The following is a 17,937-nucleotide window of genomic DNA, read 5'->3' as shown; positions in this document are numbered from 1 at the left end:
TGTTTACTTATTTCTTCAAAGAAATTTCAACACGTCTGTTTTGTTGTCTACCTGCTTTAGTAGCATTGGTTGCGATAGGTCTTGACTCACCATAACCAATTGAAGACAATCTGCTAGCATCCATACCAATGGTAGTAAGATAGTTTCTTACAGAAGCAGCTCTATCATCAGAAAGTTTTTGGTTTGTTTTATCACTACCTTGACTATCTGTGTGACCTTCAATTACGAAATCAGCATTAGGATATTCCTTCATGATGTTCGCGATGTTTTGAAGAACAGCGTACGATTCTTGACGAATTGTAGATTTACCTAGATCGAACAATACTGTTTTAGAGTAGTCATTCAATTGTTGGATAATTTCAACAGTTACTTCAGGACAACCTTTGTTAGCAACAGTACCAGGAACATCTGGACACTGATCGTCTTTGTCAAGAACACCGTCACCATCTCTATCTTGGTAAGGACATCCGTTGTTAGATTTTGGACCAGCTTCGTTAGGACAAGCATCTTCAGCATCGGTAATACCATCACCGTCCGCATCAGGACAACCATTCAAAGAGGCAAGACCAGGAACTGTAGGACAAGCATCTTGAGGATCTGGGATTCCGTCACCGTCGGTATCAGGACATCCGTTAAACTCAGCTAAACCAGGAGTGTTAGGACAAGCGTCATTTCTATCTTCGATTCCATCACCGTCAGTATCAGGACATCCGTTGAATTCTGGTAAACCAGGAGTTTCAGGACACTCATCGTCCTTATCGAATATTCCGTCACCATCTGTATCTTTTCCACCGAATTTGAACACTACACCAGCAGAGTGCTGGAAGTGTTTTACACCGTATGCATCTTCGAAAGCGTGCTTATAAGCAGATTGTAAGTTAACGCCAAGGTTTTCAGCTAACCAAATACGAACAGATACAAGACCATTGGCAGTACCAAATCCGATATCATCAATCCAAGTGTAACCACCACCTATACCAATAGATGGATCTAACCAGCTACCACCAAGCAAGTCTCTGAAGCTGTACTTAATTTCACCGTCTACACCAATGTATGATAAATCATCAACAGGTACATCACCCATTGTTTCAATTTTATTCACGGTTCCAACCGCAGCGAATGTGAATCCACTACCAATGTATCTACCGATAGATACTTTTGAAACAGATGGAATAATATTCCAGTGATCGTTTACATTATAAAATTCTTCAAAAAGGTCTCCGTTGAGTGCATCAGAGTCTGTTTGACCATCTCTTAGACCTACTGGGAAAGTGTCAACAGCGTTTGCACCAACCTCGATTGCCCAAGGATTGTTTTCGTCTTGTGCGTTAGCTACTCCAACTCCTAAAAGCAAAAGTGTAGCAACTAAAAAAGTGTTAAGATGTTTCATATTCGATTGTTTAATTTTTAAGTGTTAATTAGAGCAAAAGTAAGTTGTTAAAACTTATAAACAAAAGCAAATCTATTAAAATTTTTATAAATATAAATGCAATAATATATAAATAAAACTACTTATCCTTCAATTATATTAAGTTTTACCCCTACTTTTTTAAAGGCAGCAATTGCTTTATCCAGGTGATTCTTAGTGTGGGCAGCCGATAATTGCACTCTAATTCTAGCTTTTCCTTTGGGTACTACCGGAAAGAAGAAACCGATCACGTAAATCCCTTCTTCCAACAGCATATCTGCCATGTTTTGAGATAGTTGCGCGTCGTATAACATCACCGGAACAATGGCCGAATCTCCATCTATTATATCAAATCCGGCGTCTTTCATACCCTTCTTAAAATAGGCAGTATTTTGTGCTAGCCTATCACGAAGTTGGGTGTCTTTCGACAACATATCAAATACCTTAATAGATGCACCAACAATAGCCGGTGCCAGCGAATTTGAGAATAAATATGGACGCGATCTTTGCCGTAAAATTTCAATAATCTCTTTTTTTCCGGTAGTATATCCCCCCATTGCACCTCCTAAGGCCTTCCCTAGAGTGCCTGTGATGATATCAATTCTACCCATAACACCCTTTTCTTCGAGGGTTCCTCGTCCAGTTTCTCCAATAAATCCGGTGGCGTGACATTCGTCGATCATTACCATGGCATCATAAGCATCAGCCAGATCACAAATCTTGTCGAGAGGAGCTACCAAGCCATCCATGGAGAAAACACCATCGGTAACAATTATTTTAAATCGGGCACCTGCTTCATTAGCGGCGATGAGTTGCTTTTCGAGGTCTGCCATATTATTATTTTCATAGCGATAACGGGCTGCCTTACACAAACGTACGCCATCGATAATAGACGCGTGGTTAAGCGAATCTGAAATTATCGCATCTTCGGGGCCTAAAAGTGGCTCGAAAGCACCGCCATTAGCGTCGAATGCGGCAGCATATAGAATTGTGTCTTCTGTGTTGTAAAAATCGGCGATCTTTTTTTCTAATTCTTTGTGAATGTCTTGCGTGCCACAGATAAAACGCACCGAGGATACCCCAAAACCATGTGTATCCATGGTGTCTTTGGCAGCCTGAATTACTTCTTTATCGGAGGAAAGCCCCAAATAATTGTTAGCACAAAAATTAATCACTTTTTGCCCCGTTGAAATGGTAATTTCGGCGCCTTGTGCAGATGTGATAATCCGTTCTTTTTTATAAAGGCCGTTGTCCTTTATATCCTGTAATTCGTTTTGAAGATGTTCTTTTATTTTTCCGTACATACTATGCTCAATTTTGAGAGTTCAAATTTATACTTTATTTATGAAAATGCTTTCTTCGGAAACATAAACCAATATTTTTTCTGAAATATTGAAATTCATTTCTTCTAATGCCGAAGCGTATCTGTTTATTTGCGACTCGTGCAATTCGTTAGGAAGTCCGGTCTTGTAGTCTACAATACTTACAGAAGTATTATCATGAAAAATTAAACGATCGGGACGAAGAACCTCTTCTTTGGCCGTGATAATATCACGCTCGTTCTCTACCTGCTCTTGAGACGCTGTAAATAAATGAATCAGTTCGGGCTGTTCTACAATAGATAGGACCAGTTTTCGAAGTCTTTCGATTTCTTCGGGCGTATATATCGCCCTCTTCTTCAATGCGTCGAGGACAATACGCACATCGGCAGTTGTTTTAATGAGTGCCATGGTCTCATGTAATAAATTTCCAATCGCAATGGCTGTTTCGGTATCTGTGTCCCATAACCGTGCCTCGGCAGATACAATTCGCAAATCATGAGCATTGGGGGAGCTTACCAGATAGTCTAAAGAAACCTGATCTATATGTACGTCTTTTTCTGCCTGAAGAGATCTTTCGGCTGAGCCAAATTCGGCAAACAACATATTTTCGTTCCACATTCCACGTTCCTTTAAAAAGGCACCAAACAAGTCATTGAAGGTTTTTGGCGCTTCGGCTTTGCTTTGCTTTGGAATTTCTGAAAAGATATACAGCTGCTCGATTGCTCGAGTGAGTGTGACATACAGCAGATTAATATTGTCTAATTCTAGGGTTTCCCTCCGTTCTTGGTATATGGAAGCGCCAATATCTCCAAATTCGGCTATGTTTTTATTGAAATTTATATAGACTTCATCAAAGATATCGGTTTCGTCTAACCAAGGGTACCAGGTCTTTGCATTGCGTTCGGTATATAGGGCTACATCGGCATAGGGAAATATAACCACCGGAAATTCCAACCCTTTTGCCTTGTGAATGGTCATTAATTGGACTGCATTGGTGGCAAGACCGGAAGTGGCACTGGCCGTATCTTTTTTGGTTTCCCAATATTTTATAAATGCCAATTTTCCGGCTTGTGGTTGCTGCTGAAATTCATGAACTAGGTCCATAAAGCCCAGTAAGTAACCATCTGCTTTTTTATACAATTGAAATCGTTCGATACAGTATTCACAACTTTCGTATAAGGAAATCGATCGCAATGCCTCAAAACTAAAGGTAATCCCGTAGGCATTAAGGCCTTGTTCGAATGCTTCGGGTGATCTGGGAAGTAGTTTGTTAAAAAAGGTGTGTTTGGGTTCAGAAATTTCAAAATGCTCATGTAAAAAGGTCAATAAGCTCATTTTCACTTCTTCATTTTCGGGATATACATGAAGTGAAATAGCGTCTAAAACACATTGTGCCAAAGGAGAATGTTGCAGCAGCAATGTTTCCGAAGAAATAATGGGAATCTCCTGTTCCAGTAACGAAGCTCCCAGCAAGATGCCCTCCTTTTTAGTTCGGGTCAACACACAGATATCACCAAATTTAAAACCGTTATCCGTTACATTTTTAATAGTATCAACAACTTTTTCGGCGTATTGTTCGTGTGCTTCCGATTTGTTTTCGGGCGTAATAAATTCGAATTTTACATAACCGCCCTTTTTTTGAGTAGTATGTTGGTTGTTCCCAATTTTATAAAGGTCTTGGTGGTTTATATTCCCAAAATAGGCTGCCGTAAAACTGAAAAATGCATTGTTGAAATCGATTACGGTATCACAACTGCGGTAATTGGTCTCCAAATTGAGCACTTTTTTTTCGGAAATAGAAAAGGGGTTTTCGGTACCATATAAATTAATAAACTGTTCGGGAAGCCCCCCTCTCCAGCGATAAATAGCCTGTTTCGCATCTCCTACAAGCATTAAACTGCCTTGTTCTTCATCTACCGTTTGTTGTGAGAGTGCATTGTCGATCAACGGAATTAGATTCTGCCATTGTAATAAGGAGGTGTCTTGAAATTCGTCAATAAAAAAGTGACGGTATTTCTCTCCCAGGCGTTCATAGATAAAAGGAGCCGGCTGATTTTTTATTTCGTTGTTGATGAGTGCGTTAAATTCGGAAATCGGCAACAAGCCTCTCTCTGTTTTTATAGTTTCCAATTCTTGATTCACCAAATTCACTACCGAAAGCGGCGTGATATTTTTTAAGACAGTTTCATAAAGGAATACCTGAAAAACCCATTCTTTGGTAGATTCAAAATTTGCAGCAAATACCGGGGCTAATTCATCTATAACGGGAACTAATTCCGGAGTTTCTTTTGCCACCCTCCCCGGATACAGTGGCTTGTCCTTTAGTGTTTCTTGCCATTTGGCGCCAAAATTTACCCCAAAGTTCTCTGAAGCGAGATGCTGAAAATGTTTTGGCAAATAGCCACTGCTGAAATCATCAAATTGCAATCCTGCCTCTTCAATAAGTTGCAATGTTTCTGAAGCCTTTGTTTTAATTTTTTCTGATAGTTGCAATTTGCCGGCAACAAGCTGCTTCTTAAACGCTATAAAATCAGCTAACGATTTGTCCTTTAGTTTCGCCAGATGGGGTGCATCGTTCTCATTCAGAATAATTTGTGCAGCTTCGGCAATATCCTTGGCAATATCCCAGGATTTGTCATCGTCGGTCTTTTCTATAGCAAAATCCAGTAAGACGCTGGTGATTTCATCATTAATCCCCGCTCTGGCTATGAGTTGGTCCACTGCTTCAGCAAGTAATTGAGGTGCTTCCAGACTTACTTCAAAGTTTTGAGGCAGTTTTAGGTCTTTGGCAAAGGTTCGCAACAGTTGATGATTAAACCTATCAATGGTTTCGATGGTAAACCCTGCATAGTTGTGGAGCAGGTGTTTCAGTATTTTTTGAGATCGCTCGTGTAATTCAGCAACAGAGAGGGTTGTTTCTTCACTGAGTAAGAGTAACATTTCGGGAGGATTTGAAAGCACTTCAGGTTCTGAAAACAATACGAGATTATTAATGATTCTCTGTTTCATTTCGGCGACGGCCTTATTCGTAAAGGTGATAGCCAAAAGATGCTTGTAATAGCCTACTTTTTGCGACTGTAATATGAGCTTGAGGTACTCCTTTACCAGGGTAAAGGTTTTACCGCTCCCGGCAGAGGCATTATAAATTGTAAATGCGGCGGATTCTTGCAAACGACTTTTTTACTAAGATATTAAAAAGTGAAGGTATAGCATTGTTTTATCAAGATTATCTATAGATGTATAGAAATCTTATAAAAGCTATAACAGTTTTTCAAGGTATTAATACGTATTTTTGAAATTATAAATGAAGTACTCACCAAAAAAAGTAAAATCATGTCATTTGAATTACCAAACTTACCTTATGCTCATAATGCATTAGAACCACATATTGATGCCAGAACGATGGAGATCCATCACGGAAAACACCACCAGGGATATACCAACAATTTAAACGGGGCCATCGCCGGAACCGATTTGGAAGGTAAAACCATCGAAAATATTCTATTGAATTTAGATATGAATAATATGGCTGTTCGAAATAATGGCGGTGGTTATTACAATCACAGCTTGTTTTGGGCGGTGATGTCACCAAATGGTGGCGGAGCGCCTACCGGCGAATTGGCTGACGCCATTAAAAAGGCGTACGGAAATTTTGACGCCTTTAAAGAAGCCTTTTCAAATGCTGCGAAAACTCAGTTTGGATCGGGTTGGGCTTGGTTATGTGTTCATAAAGGAGGAGATGTAACTGTGTGTTCTACGCCAAATCAAGATAACCCTTTAATGCCCGGTGTGAAATGTAACGGGACGCCAATATTGGGACTCGATGTTTGGGAGCATGCGTACTATCTGAATTATCAAAATCGCAGACCCGATTATGTCAATGCTTTTTTCAATGTAATCAATTGGACAGAGGTATCGGCGCGATATCAAAAAAGTAAATAATCTTAGATTTAGATTTATTGAAAAGCCCACCATTGGTGGGCTTTTTGTTTTTTAATAATTAAATTAGAAGACAAGTCGTAACAGAAGAGAAACGGCTCCCTTCGGTCGCCACCTTATCGAAATGAAATTTTACGCAGCAAAATCGAATATCCAGCTTGCCCAAAATAGCGCAAAGCGCGAAGGTGAGTGGACATTTGATGAAGAAACCCACGTCAGCTGCTAGCAGTAATCAAATTAGTAAACAAGCAATCGAAGAAAAGAAAACGGCTCCCTTCGGTCGCCCACTTTTTTGTTTGACAAAACCTAAGATCCGGCTTACCCAAAATAGTGCAAAGCTTGAAGCTGGGTGGACATTTGATAAAGATACCCGCGTCAGTGGCTAGCAGTAATGAAATTGGTAAACATGCAGTCGAGGAAAAGAAAACGGCTCCCTTCGGTCGCCACCCCTACGATTTGGCGCATAAAAAAAGGTAAACAAGCGTTTACCTTTTTTTGCCCCAAATCTACCATGAACTTAACCTACTTATGCTATGGTATAATCAAATATATGCGATAATTTTTTTGATAAAATAAACTTTTAGACCAATAACGGTTTTTTTCGTTGAAAAGCAGTTATTGTATAGGAATCATCTATTAAGTCAGTAGGATAATAAAAAAACGTTGCCAAATTCTTTATGACTTGCAAGATAGAATACTTCATAAATTTATAAAATTTTCGGCAGATTCAGCTCTTAATCTCCAAAAACGAAGACCCTGCTTGCCCAAAATAACACAAGGCGCGAAGGTGGGTGGACCTTTGACAGAGATACCCACGTCAGTGGCATGCAGTAATCAAATAGGTAAACAAGGCGTAGAAGAAAGAAAACGGCTCCTTTCGGTCGCCATCTAACCGCGTGTAGTTTTGTTTGACAAAACCTAAGATCCGGCTTGCCCAAAATAACACAAAGCGCGAAGGTGGGTGGACCTTTGACAGAGATACCCACGTCAGCGGCATACAGTAATCAAATAGGTAAACAAGGCGTAGAAGAAAGAAAACGGCTCCCTTCGGTCGCCACCCCACGATTTGGGGCAAAAAAAAAAGGTAAACAAGATGTTTACCTTTTTGCCCCAAATCTTACCATGAACTTAACCTACTTATGCTATGGTATGAAGCAAATATATGTCAAAAAAGCATCTCAATTACAGATTTTTCCTACTTTTGGATAAAGTGATTTCTATATTCGATAAAGAGCAGCTTTTGACCTGTTTTGAAGAAGATTTAACGTCTTAATAGGCTCTTTCAGGATTTCCTTCGTAGAAATGTATAAAGGCTTTATTCACCACCCTGTTTCCACCAGCCGTTGGATATTCTCCGGTAAAGTACCAATCACCCAAATTATTTGGACAGGCTTTGTGTAGGTCACTTACCGATTGAAATATCAGTTTAACCTTTGCATTGATATTGTTATCACCAATAATATGGGCAATCTTGTCTGAAATTTCTTCATCACTAAAAGGGGCATATAGCTCTTTTACATGATTGATCACCTCACTGTCCACCAATTCCAATTGCTTTTTACATTTGTGATAGATCTCTTCTACGATATCATAGGTTCCTCTATCCTTGTGTAATGCCAAGGCCGCATTAAACGCGATCAAATGCTCCAAACGCGCCATGTCAATGCCATAACAGTCGGGATATCGTATTTGAGGTGCCGAAGAAACCACCACAATCTGTTTTGGATTTAGACGATCCAACATTTTTAAAATACTCTTTTTTAAGGTGGTACCACGAACAATGCTATCGTCTATAATCACCAAATTGTCTGTTGGCTTTACCACACCATAGGTGACATCGTATACATGTGCCACCAAGTCGTCCCGACTACTGTCATCGGTAATAAAAGTGCGAAGCTTGACGTCCTTGATTGCAATCTTCTCTGTGCGAATCTTATGCGCCTGTATTTGCTCAAGCCGCGCTTCGGTCAAACTATCTTTCTCTTTTAGGATAGCTTCATTCTTTTGTTTGTTGAGTTCGTTTTGCGCCGCATCCAACATCCCATAAAAGGAAGTTTCAGCTGTATTAGGAATAAACGAGAAGACCGAATTCTCCGTATCGTAATCGATTGCCTTCAACACTTTTGGCATCACCAACCGACCTAATTTTTTTCGTTCTTGATAGATTTCGGCATCACTACCTCTTGAAAAATAAATACGCTCGAAAGAACATGATTTTCGTTCTAAAGGCTCTAAGATCTCTGATGTTTCGAAACTTCCGTCCTTTTTAATGATAAGGGCATTTCCAGGTTCAATTTCGCGAATGGATTCAAAAGGGACATTGAAAACAGTCTGGATCGCAGGCCTTTCTGAAGCCACAACAATTACTTCGTCGTCTTGGTAATAATAGGCGGGCCGTATTCCGGCCGGATCTCGTAGTACAAAAGAATCACCGTGTCCTAATAAACCGGCCATGGCATAACCGCCGTCCCAGTTCTTTGCAGATTTCCGAAGGATTTTAGCCAAATTCAAATTTTCAGCTATATAAGGGGAGGCTTCTATTTTTGTCATTCCCTTGGATTTTGCCTTTTTGTATAATTTTCGGACGGCATCGTCTAAAAAATGACCAATTTTTTCCATTACCGTAACCGTATCGGCCTTTTCCTTGGGGTGCATTCCCAGTTTTATAAGGCTATCAAAAAGTTCGGTCGTATTGGTCATATTAAAATTTCCCGCAATGATCAGATTTCGGTGCATCCAGTTATTCTGCCGTAAAAATGGATGTACATTTTCAACACTGTTAATGCCAAAAGTACCATAGCGCACATGACCTAAATACAATTCACCAATGTAGGGGATATGCTTTTTTTGAGCAGTGACATCCTCTTTGTATTCGGGGTTTGTTTCAAATTCGAGATTGATGCGATCATTAATTTGAGCGAAAATGTCCTGAATGGGTTGCGCTGCGTTGGAACGGACTCTACTTATATAGCGTTCTCCGGGATTTACGTTCAACTTAATACTGGCAAAGCCTGCACCGTCTTGTCCACGGTTGTGCTGCTTTTCCATCATCAAGTACATTTTGTTAATTCCGTAGAAAGCGGTCCCGTACTTTTCTTTGTAGTATTCCAATGGTTTTAGCAACCTCACTACGGCAATTCCACATTCATGTTTTAAAGCGTCGCTCATTTTTCTGAAATGATTTATCTATTAAAGCTACAAAAAACGCCCCGAATGTTCAGGGCGTTTTTTTATGTTAGTTCGATATCAAATTGTGTTAAACTCTTAAATTGTTGCAAGCGTTTGTGTACTTGCTTATTTGTTAGCTGAAGCATTCGCTCTGTGCCAAACTTTTCAACACAGAACGAAGCTAATGCAGCTCCGTAAATAATGGCGTTCTTCATATTTTCATAACTGTAATCTTCCGTTTTGGCCAAATAGCCTGAAAATCCTCCTGCGAAGGTGTCACCGGCTCCGGTTGGGTCAAATACCTCGGCTAAAGGCAGGGCAGGTGCATAGAACATCTCATCCTTGTGAAACAATAATGCGCCGTGTTCTCCTTTTTTGATTACCACAAATTTGGGCCCCATTTCCATGATCTTTTTAGCTGCGTTTACCAAAGAATACTCTCCCGATAACTGTCTGGCTTCCTCATCGTTGATAGTAATTACGTCTACTCTAGCAATTACCTGCATCAATTCTTTTAATGTATTATCCATCCAAAAGTTCATGGTATCTAAGACAACAAGCTTCGGATTTACCATTTGGTCGATAACTCCTAGCTGAACTAACGGATGTAAATTCCCCAACATCACCACTTCAGCTCTGGTATAGGCATTAGGTACTTTCGGATTAAAATCGGCCAGTACGTTTAATTCGGTGGCTAGCGTATCGCGAGAATTCATATCGTTGTGATATTTTCCGCTCCAGAAGAAGGTTTTGCCGTCTTTTACTACTTCGAGTCCGGTAACATCCATTCCTTTGGCCGCCAACATGTCGATGTATTCTTTTGGAAAATCGCCCCCAACTATCGAAACAATGGCTCCTTCGACATTAAATTGAGAGGCAGCCAATCCTATATAGGTGGCAGCGCCACCCAAGATTTTATCCGTCTTTCCAAAGGGAGTTTCAATAGCATCGAACGCAACGGTTCCCACGATTACAAGTTTACTCATACTAGCGTTTTAAGAAGCTGCAAAGATACAGTTTTGTTGCCTGATATACCAAAATAATAATTGGGCTATTTTCGTCCAAAATCTGCAGGAATTTCACCCCAGGCTTTGGTTTCCCATTTTACAATTTTGGTAGTATATGCAGTGTTTTTCAACCAGAGCTCAGCACGGGCTATCAGCTCAAAGAGGTTTTTATTTTTTGAAGTAGCCTTGAGCTTGGTATTGCATTTTTTTTTCTTGACCCACCCCATTGCAATTCGGGAATCGGTATAGAGAATACGATCGCTGTTTTGTTGTTTTAGAAAGGCAAGACCATGTACCAACGCTAGAAATTCTCCCACATTGTTAGTTCCTTGTTGAAAAGGTCCTTGATGAAACAGTTGTTTGTGAGTTTGTGTATCTACGCCGCGGTATTCCATTTTTCCTGGATTTCCACTCGATGCCGCATCAACAGCTATGGAGTACAAGTTGGGATCGCCTATCTTTTTCAGTTCTTCTTCAGAAGGAAGCTTCTTCTTTTTACCCCCTTTACCCTTATAATCGGCATATTCTTTATTATACGCTTTTTTTGCTTCGACGAAAGAGTCGAACGACATATATTGAGCGCCCTTAACGCCCTTAATGGATCTTTTGCATTCTTCCCAGCTTCCAAAAATCCCGGCAGGATTTCCGTACCATACTACATAGAATTTCTCCTTTTTCTTAGTCATTACGCGAAGCTGCTTTGTCAGTTTGTAAAATTGATTCAATTACTTTTGGGAAGAATTCGTATTCTAATTGGTGAATTTTTTCAGCCACACTCTCGGGAGTGTCCATCATGGAAACGGGCACGCTTTTTTGAAAAATTATTTTCCCGTCATCGTATTTTTCATTCACGTAGTGAATCGTAATACCTGTTTCTTTTTCACTATTTGCCACAACGGCTTCATGTACGTGATGTCCATACATTCCTTTCCCCCCATATTTAGGAAGCAGGGCGGGATGAATATTTATAACTTTATTTGGAAAGGCTTTCAGAATAAGATCGGGAAATTTTAATAGAAAGCCCGCAAGAACAATTAGATCGGGCTGCACATCTATTAATTGCTTCAGCACCCCTTTTTCTGAAATTAATTCTTCCTTTGTAAAATGGAAGGTGTTGACATTCAGATTTTTAGAACGGCTTAAGACTTTGGCATCCTTCTTGTTTGAGAGCACGAGAACAACCTCGGCAACTTCTCCTTGCTGAAAGTGTTGAATTATGTTTTGAGTATTGGTACCACTACCTGAAGCAAAAATAACAATGCGCTTCTTCATTTAGAGTTTCTTTGGGTGTTTACAGAAGTATTTAAAATAATAATAACAAAAGTACGGCAATAGAGTTTTACTTCGCTCAAAATTGTTTAATTTGCTTTCACATTTTATACTTAAAATGGTGTTTTAAATTAAAATATTTTATTTTTGCCACTTATACTTAAATTTAAAAATCAAGAATTATGTCAGACATTGCATCAAGAGTAAAAGCGATAATCGTAGACAAATTAGGTGTTGACGAAAACGAAGTTGTAAACGAAGCGAGCTTCACGAACGACTTAGGAGCAGACTCACTAGATACGGTTGAGCTTATTATGGAATTTGAAAAAGAATTTGATATTCAAATTCCAGACGATCAAGCTGAAAACATTGCCACAGTAGGTCAAGCAATTTCATATATCGAAGAAGCGAAATAAAAAAACTTCTTTATGGAATTAAAGCGAGTTGTAGTTACAGGCCTTGGAGCCCTTACCCCCATTGGTAACAATATTGCAGAATATTGGGACGGATTAAAAAATGGGATGAGCGGTTGTGCGCCAATAACGTATTTTGATACTGAAAAGTTCAAAACAAAATTCGCTTGTGAAGTTAAAAATTTCGATCCATTAAATCATTTTGACAGGAAAGAAGCCAGAAAACTGGACCGATTTGCTCAATACGCCTTAGTTTCAAGTGATGAAGCCATCATAGATGCCGGAATCAATCTTGAAGAGGTAGATAAATTTAGAGTTGGGGTAATTTGGGGCGCTGGAATTGGTGGCTTGGAAACCTTTCAAGATGAAGTAATAAATTTTGCAGAAGGGGATGGAACACCGCGTTTCAACCCCTTCTTTATTCCTAAAATGATCGCCGATATAGCCCCCGGAAATATTTCCATCAAACATGGTTTTATGGGTCCAAACTATACGACGGTCTCGGCCTGTGCCTCTTCTGCCAATGCCATGATCGATGCCTTAAACTATATTCGTTTAGGTCATTGCGATATTATTGTCACCGGAGGAAGTGAAGCCGCAGTAACCAAAGCCGGAATGGGCGGGTTTAATGCCATGCATGCCCTATCCACTCGAAATGAAAGCCCGGAAACAGCTTCCAGACCTTTCGATGCAACCCGTGATGGGTTTGTATTGGGAGAAGGAGCAGGAGCGCTTATTCTGGAAGAATACGAACACGCAAAAAAGCGTGGAGCAAAAATCTATGCCGAAGTGGTTGGCGGTGGCATGTCTAGCGATGCCTACCATATGACCGCTCCGCATCCTGACGGAATTGGCGTTGAACGCGTAATGATAAACTGCCTGAATGACGCCGGAATGAAACCGGAAGATGTAGATGCTATCAATACGCATGGAACCTCCACACCCCTTGGAGATGTAGCCGAATTAATCGCTATTGGGAAGGTATTTGGAGCACACGCCAAGGACATTAATATTAATTCAACCAAGTCCATGACCGGGCATTTATTAGGAGCTGCAGGTGCCATTGAGGCGATCGCATCGATTCTGGCCATGAGAAACAGCTTAGTTCCCCCTACTATTAATCATACTACAGTCGATACCGAAATTGACCCCTCCTTAAATCTTACCTTAAATAAAGCTCAGCAAAGGGAGATTAAAGTAGCCATGAGTAATACATTCGGATTTGGAGGCCATAATGCCTGTGTCCTCTTTAAGAAGTTGGACGCCTAAAAATAAATGGCATCTATTAAAAACATATTTAATTCCCGTGCTGAAAAGGACGGGGATTTTTTTTATGCTGTAAAACGAATTTTGGGCTTTAAACCAAGAGATATCACTATCTATGAAATAGCCTTTACGCATCGATCAACCAACGAAAAAACAAGTGCGGGTCATTCGCAAAACTACGAACGCCTCGAATTTTTAGGTGATGCCATGCTGGGCGCAGTGATCGCTTCACACTTGTTTAAAAAAGTACCGGGAGGAAACGAAGGCTACCTCACCAAGATGCGCTCTAAGGTGGTGAGTAGAGAACATCTCAATGAATTGGGAAGGGACCTCAACCTTATTCAATTTGTAAAAACCACGATTCCAACCCAACAATTTGGCGGAAATATTCACGGGAATGTTTTTGAAGCATTAATTGGCGCTATTTATCAAGATAGGGGGTTTTCCTATTGTGAAAAATTCATTCACAAACGCGTGATTAGACCCTACGTAGATATTGAAAAACTGGAAGGGAAAGTGATTAGTTACAAAAGTTTATTCATCGAGTGGTGTCAGAAAAATAAAAAACACTTTAAGTTTGCCATCTATGAAGATACCGGCAACGATGCACTTAAACATTTTGCCGTAAAGTTACAGTTGGAAAGTGTTACCGTTGCCAAGGCGAGAGCGACGTCAAAAAAGAAGGCCGAAGAACGGGCAGCCAAACGAGCCTACTTTAAGCTGCAAACAAAAATAGATGCCGAAAGAGAATAATCTTTTTTAAATTCCGATTAGGAACGCTTACATTTATAGCTAAATTGGGCGATGGCACACCACAAACTTATATTAGATGATGATTTTAAGGAACCTTTTTCCTTAATTGCGGTGCATTGTAGTGAAGAGGCGTATAAAATGGCTTATTTATTGAACAAATTTATAGGATTACACCTGCAGCGCAGAGAAGTGGATCTGGAGTATTCCAACAACGGTTTGGAAATTACCTTTGCCCTCTATGAATATGAGAATGAAATGCAATACACTACGTATAATCTCGTAGCGAATAAATGCAAGTCGCTGGTGGCAAATGTGCAAAGCTCGAGCGGACTGTTTAGCGATACTGCATCGGAAACAGTAACAACCTATCTGCTTCCCGAATATAAGAAAGTAGATTTTTTTTTGAAGATTTCATCCGATTTTGAACTGATACCCATTCGGAAGTTGGTCGCAGGGATCAACGAAATAAAACAAGTCATTTCGGCGTATGTAATCGATACAGAGTCCGTAAAATCTAAAAGTAACCTAATTTTTGACTGATGCCAAAAGAGAAAAAAACCAAAATCGTTGCCACCCTAGGTCCGGCCTGTTCCTCCAAAGAGATCATTCGAGAGATGATCTTGGAAGGCGCCAATGTGTTTCGGGTGAATTTTTCTCATGCCGATTATGACAATGTAAAAGATACTATTGCCATGATCCGAAAAGTTGGAGAGGAGCTGGGGACTTCTACCGCTATTTTGGCCGATCTTCAAGGCCCAAAATTGAGGGTTGGTGTGATGAAAGAAGAAGTGGTCGTGGAACCAGGTGATGAAATCACGTTTTGTACAGGTGAAGAATTTGAAGGCACACGGGATAGGGTCTTTATGAATTATAATAAGTTTCCGAAAGACGTAAATCCCGGAGAACGTGTCTTGCTTGACGATGGAAAACTCATTTTTAAAGTCCTCGAAACCAATAATAAAAATGAAGTAAAGGCCATCGTAGTACAAGGTGGTCCGTTACAGTCGAAGAAAGGAGTAAATCTTCCAAATACTAAGGTGTCATTGCCGGCCCTGACGGCCAAAGACAAAAAAGACGCCATCTTCGCTATTTCTCAGGAGGTGGATTGGATCGCGCTTTCTTTTGTGCGGAACGCAGACGATTTGAAGGAACTCCAGGCAATTATAGAAGCGCATAGTGAATATAAGATTCCCATCATTGCGAAAATCGAAAAACCCGAAGCGGTGGCCAATATCGATACGATTATTGCCTTCTGTGATGGGTTGATGGTGGCACGAGGCGATCTAGGGGTTGAGGTGCCTGCCGAAGAGGTGCCGTTAATTCAAAAAGAACTGGTACTTACAGCCAAACGGGCGCGGATTCCCGTAATTATCGCTACCCAAATGATGGAAACCATGATTACGTCATTGACTCCAACTAGAGCCGAGGTGAATGATGTTGCTAACTCTGTTATGGATGGCGCAGATGCGGTAATGTTGAGCGGAGAGACCTCTATTGGAAAATACCCTGTAGAAGTGATTAAAACCATGTCAAAGATCTTAAAAAGCGTAGAAAACTCTTCTTTAATTACGGTACCACAAGAACCACCCACGATACGGACCAATAGATATATTACAAAATCTATTTGCTATCATGCAGCCCATATGGCCAACGAAATTGAAGCAAAGGCGATCTGTACCTTGACCAATAGTGGTTATACCGCCTTTCAAATCTCTGCTTGGCGCCCGGCCGCACATATTTTAGTATATACCTCAAACCACCGTATTCTTTCCCGACTCAATCTATTATGGGGAGTGAAAGCCTTTTATTACGACAAGTTTGTGAGCACCGATGAAACCGTGGAGGACATTAATAAAATCGCCTTCGAACGTGGTTTTGTGTCCAAAGGCGACTACTTAATTAACTTGGCGGCCATGCCCATTGTAGACAAGGGAATGGTAAATACACTACGGGTTTCGCAGGTGAAATAGGCTATTCAACAACTTCGGTCTTTTCTAGCTGCATCATATCGTTTACCTTGGTAATGGTTACGGTGGTGGCAAATTGCTTTGTTTTATAGATATAGGCAATTTTTTCAAGATTGTCATCTATTCTATTTACCAGAAGTTCACTTACCCAGACATCTTTCTTATGTTTTTTGTCTTTGATGACCTGTTCGTCCTTGCCTTTGGGTTCGGGGAAGGCAAATTCCTTCGGAAAATCGAAGAGCTGTTGTGCTACAAAGAAGGCTTCGTGCCAGTGAGTTGTTGGCAATAGGACGGTTTCTGTATTGGAAGGTTTGCTAGCGGTACCTCCTGTTGTTTCAGTATATGAAACCTTCGGAAATAATTTTTGCAATTCTTCTACATAGCTTTTCGCCGAAATATCCGGTTCAGGCGGGAAAAATTTCGACAAATACCCATTAAAGGCATATCCCTTTTTGTGATTGAATTCCACTTCGTTCATGCCGCCTTTTATTCCACCAACGGTCATCGTTGCATTGGATTCGGCAGCAATTATTTTTAATTTGGTACCATAAGGCATCACGGCCAACTTTTCACTGTTTAAGTTGTTGAATTCCCGAAGGCTGAGTCCGCTGGCTGCGGTAACATACAGAAATTCTGGAGTGGAAGTTTCAGGAACCGAATCGGCAATGGCCAAATCGTTGGCGGCCGGATCGGCTTGAGGGTCTTTGGTTTCGTTCTTGCACGAAACGAAGGCAGTTAATAAGGCAACTGCGAGGAGGAAAAAAACTACTTTTTTCATAACATAAAAGGTTTTAGTTAATAATCAAAATCAAGTAGTTTTCACAGCATTTAAAAGTCTAATTTAAGTTGTACGTCTATGGTTTTATCGGGAGGTGGTTTCACCTCTTTCTTATCTTCGTTGTTGAGATTTGATATAGAGATTCCCAACAAACGTACCGAATCTTTCATTTTCTCCTGAAATAACAAATCTTTAACAGTCTCCATAATTAAGGCCTTGCTCGAAACATATAAAGGCAGGGTCTTGCTCCTAGTCTGTAACGTAAAATCACTGTATTTAATTTTAAGCGTAATCGTTTTTCCGGCCACTTTACTTTTTAGCAATCGCTTTTCCACCTCTTTTGCGATTTCCTCCAAACGCTCCATCATAAACAATTCTGATGCGATATTTTCATTAAAAGTGCGCTCCGCGGCCAAGGATTTCCGCGTGTGGTCCGGACTTACCCTGCTGTTGTGAATTCCTCTCGAAACCTTGTAATAATAGCTGCCACTTTTGCCAAAATGTTCTTCCAAGAACTCTCGAGACTTACTTTTTAGGTCCTTTCCGGTATAAATCCCCAGCAAATACATTTTTTCCTTTGTCACCTTTCCTACGCCGTAGAATTTTTTTACATCCAGCTTTTCTAAAAATGCAACGACTTCTTCCGG

Annotated in this window: 14 protein-coding genes and 1 pseudogene; 6 read left to right on the top strand and 9 right to left on the bottom strand. The window is 40.3% G+C overall.

All coding sequences use genetic code 11. From position 1 onward, the window contains the following. Positions 1–7: 7 nt before the first annotated feature. The 3 genes from K8F54_RS01930 to K8F54_RS01920 all read right to left on the bottom strand — a co-directional run bounded on the left by K8F54_RS01930 (position 8) and on the right by K8F54_RS01920 (position 5,901). On the bottom strand, positions 8–1,390 hold the full coding sequence (locus K8F54_RS01930; RefSeq protein WP_290786292.1) for an OmpA family protein: 1,383 nt from the start codon (positions 1,388–1,390) through the stop codon (positions 8–10). 122 nt (positions 1,391–1,512) lie between these two features. Beyond that, positions 1,513–2,712 (bottom strand): glycine C-acetyltransferase, encoded by a 1,200-nt coding sequence (gene kbl, locus K8F54_RS01925; RefSeq protein ID WP_290786290.1) that lies wholly within the window; start codon positions 2,710–2,712, stop codon positions 1,513–1,515. A 27-nt stretch (positions 2,713–2,739) separates the two neighbouring features. After that, entirely contained in the window at positions 2,740–5,901 is a 3,162-nt protein-coding gene (locus K8F54_RS01920; protein WP_290786287.1) for a UvrD-helicase domain-containing protein, read from the bottom strand. A 162-nt stretch (positions 5,902–6,063) separates the two neighbouring features. Between K8F54_RS01920 and K8F54_RS01915 the strand changes: the two genes are divergently transcribed. Continuing rightward, the gene (locus K8F54_RS01915) at positions 6,064–6,672 is read left to right on the top strand and encodes a superoxide dismutase (RefSeq protein ID WP_290786285.1); all 609 of its coding nucleotides are present in this window, start codon (positions 6,064–6,066) and stop codon (positions 6,670–6,672) included. A 1,266-nt stretch (positions 6,673–7,938) separates the two neighbouring features. On the opposite strand, the gene K8F54_RS01910 is transcribed toward K8F54_RS01915, so the two are convergent. The 4 genes from K8F54_RS01910 to purN form a co-directional block, all read right to left on the bottom strand. Beyond that, positions 7,939–9,837: an amidophosphoribosyltransferase gene (locus K8F54_RS01910; protein ID WP_290786282.1), complete on the bottom strand. Its 1,899-nt coding sequence runs from the start codon at positions 9,835–9,837 to the stop codon at positions 7,939–7,941. Between the two features lie 62 nt (positions 9,838–9,899). Then, complete coding sequence (locus K8F54_RS01905; RefSeq protein WP_290786279.1) at positions 9,900–10,823, bottom strand: PfkB family carbohydrate kinase; 924 nt, start codon at positions 10,821–10,823, stop codon at positions 9,900–9,902. 65 nt (positions 10,824–10,888) lie between these two features. After that, on the bottom strand, positions 10,889–11,530 hold the full coding sequence (locus K8F54_RS01900; protein ID WP_290786276.1) for a ribonuclease H family protein: 642 nt from the start codon (positions 11,528–11,530) through the stop codon (positions 10,889–10,891). After that, positions 11,523–12,116 (bottom strand): phosphoribosylglycinamide formyltransferase, encoded by a 594-nt coding sequence (gene purN, locus K8F54_RS01895; protein ID WP_290786274.1) that lies wholly within the window; start codon positions 12,114–12,116, stop codon positions 11,523–11,525. The genes K8F54_RS01900 and purN overlap by 8 nt, the downstream gene beginning before the upstream one ends. Before the next feature lie 179 nt (positions 12,117–12,295). On the opposite strand from purN, the gene K8F54_RS01890 reads away from it, so the two are divergent. The 5 genes from K8F54_RS01890 to pyk are packed head-to-tail and all read left to right on the top strand — an operon-like array spanning position 12,296 to position 16,515. Next, positions 12,296–12,529 carry an acyl carrier protein gene (locus K8F54_RS01890; RefSeq protein ID WP_034259990.1) on the top strand — a complete coding sequence of 78 codons (234 nt, stop codon included), beginning with the start codon at positions 12,296–12,298 and terminating at the stop codon, positions 12,527–12,529. Between the two features lie 12 nt (positions 12,530–12,541). Then, positions 12,542–13,795, top strand: a complete 1,254-nt coding sequence (fabF, locus tag K8F54_RS01885; RefSeq protein ID WP_290786271.1) for a beta-ketoacyl-ACP synthase II — start codon at positions 12,542–12,544, stop codon at positions 13,793–13,795. 6 nt (positions 13,796–13,801) lie between these two features. After that, on the top strand, positions 13,802–14,545 hold the full coding sequence (gene rnc / locus K8F54_RS01880; RefSeq protein ID WP_290786268.1) for a ribonuclease III: 744 nt from the start codon (positions 13,802–13,804) through the stop codon (positions 14,543–14,545). Between the two features lie 51 nt (positions 14,546–14,596). Next, positions 14,597–15,085 (top strand): IPExxxVDY family protein, encoded by a 489-nt coding sequence (locus K8F54_RS01875; protein WP_290786266.1) that lies wholly within the window; start codon positions 14,597–14,599, stop codon positions 15,083–15,085. Continuing rightward, entirely contained in the window at positions 15,085–16,515 is a 1,431-nt protein-coding gene (gene pyk / locus K8F54_RS01870) for a pyruvate kinase (RefSeq protein ID WP_290786263.1), read from the top strand. Before K8F54_RS01875 ends, pyk begins: the two co-directional genes overlap by 1 nt. Position 16,516: 1 nt before the next feature. Here the strand turns inward: pyk and K8F54_RS01865 are convergent, their stop codons facing one another. Both K8F54_RS01865 and K8F54_RS01860 read right to left on the bottom strand, forming a co-directional pair. Beyond that, complete coding sequence (locus K8F54_RS01865; protein ID WP_290786260.1) at positions 16,517–17,290, bottom strand: SH3 domain-containing protein; 774 nt, start codon at positions 17,288–17,290, stop codon at positions 16,517–16,519. Positions 17,291–17,340: 50 nt separating this feature from the next. Continuing rightward, positions 17,341–17,937: pseudogene (locus K8F54_RS01860) on the bottom strand (DNA polymerase IV); the annotation flags it as partial.

The organism is Altibacter sp. (genome assembly GCF_019913785.1).
GTDB lineage: Bacteria > Bacteroidota > Bacteroidia > Flavobacteriales > Flavobacteriaceae > Altibacter.
This window is presented reverse-complemented; position numbering and strand designations above follow the sequence as displayed.

What these genes read in the sequence shown, in the direction of transcription:
- K8F54_RS01930 (WP_290786292.1), bottom strand. Translation starts at nt 1,390, where the DNA reads ATGAAACATCTTAACACTTTTTTAGTTGCTACACTTTTGCTTTTAGGA.
- kbl (WP_290786290.1), bottom strand. Translation starts at nt 2,712, where the DNA reads ATGTACGGAAAAATAAAAGAACATCTTCAAAACGAATTACAGGATATA.
- K8F54_RS01915 (WP_290786285.1), top strand. Translation starts at nt 6,064, where the DNA reads ATGTCATTTGAATTACCAAACTTACCTTATGCTCATAATGCATTAGAA.
- K8F54_RS01910 (WP_290786282.1), bottom strand. Translation starts at nt 9,837, where the DNA reads ATGAGCGACGCTTTAAAACATGAATGTGGAATTGCCGTAGTGAGGTTG.
- K8F54_RS01905 (WP_290786279.1), bottom strand. Translation starts at nt 10,823, where the DNA reads ATGAGTAAACTTGTAATCGTGGGAACCGTTGCGTTCGATGCTATTGAA.
- K8F54_RS01900 (WP_290786276.1), bottom strand. Translation starts at nt 11,530, where the DNA reads ATGACTAAGAAAAAGGAGAAATTCTATGTAGTATGGTACGGAAATCCT.
- purN (WP_290786274.1), bottom strand. Translation starts at nt 12,116, where the DNA reads ATGAAGAAGCGCATTGTTATTTTTGCTTCAGGTAGTGGTACCAATACT.
- K8F54_RS01890 (WP_034259990.1), top strand. Translation starts at nt 12,296, where the DNA reads ATGTCAGACATTGCATCAAGAGTAAAAGCGATAATCGTAGACAAATTA.
- fabF (WP_290786271.1), top strand. Translation starts at nt 12,542, where the DNA reads ATGGAATTAAAGCGAGTTGTAGTTACAGGCCTTGGAGCCCTTACCCCC.
- rnc (WP_290786268.1), top strand. Translation starts at nt 13,802, where the DNA reads ATGGCATCTATTAAAAACATATTTAATTCCCGTGCTGAAAAGGACGGG.
- K8F54_RS01875 (WP_290786266.1), top strand. Translation starts at nt 14,597, where the DNA reads ATGGCACACCACAAACTTATATTAGATGATGATTTTAAGGAACCTTTT.
- pyk (WP_290786263.1), top strand. Translation starts at nt 15,085, where the DNA reads ATGCCAAAAGAGAAAAAAACCAAAATCGTTGCCACCCTAGGTCCGGCC.
- K8F54_RS01865 (WP_290786260.1), bottom strand. Translation starts at nt 17,290, where the DNA reads ATGAAAAAAGTAGTTTTTTTCCTCCTCGCAGTTGCCTTATTAACTGCC.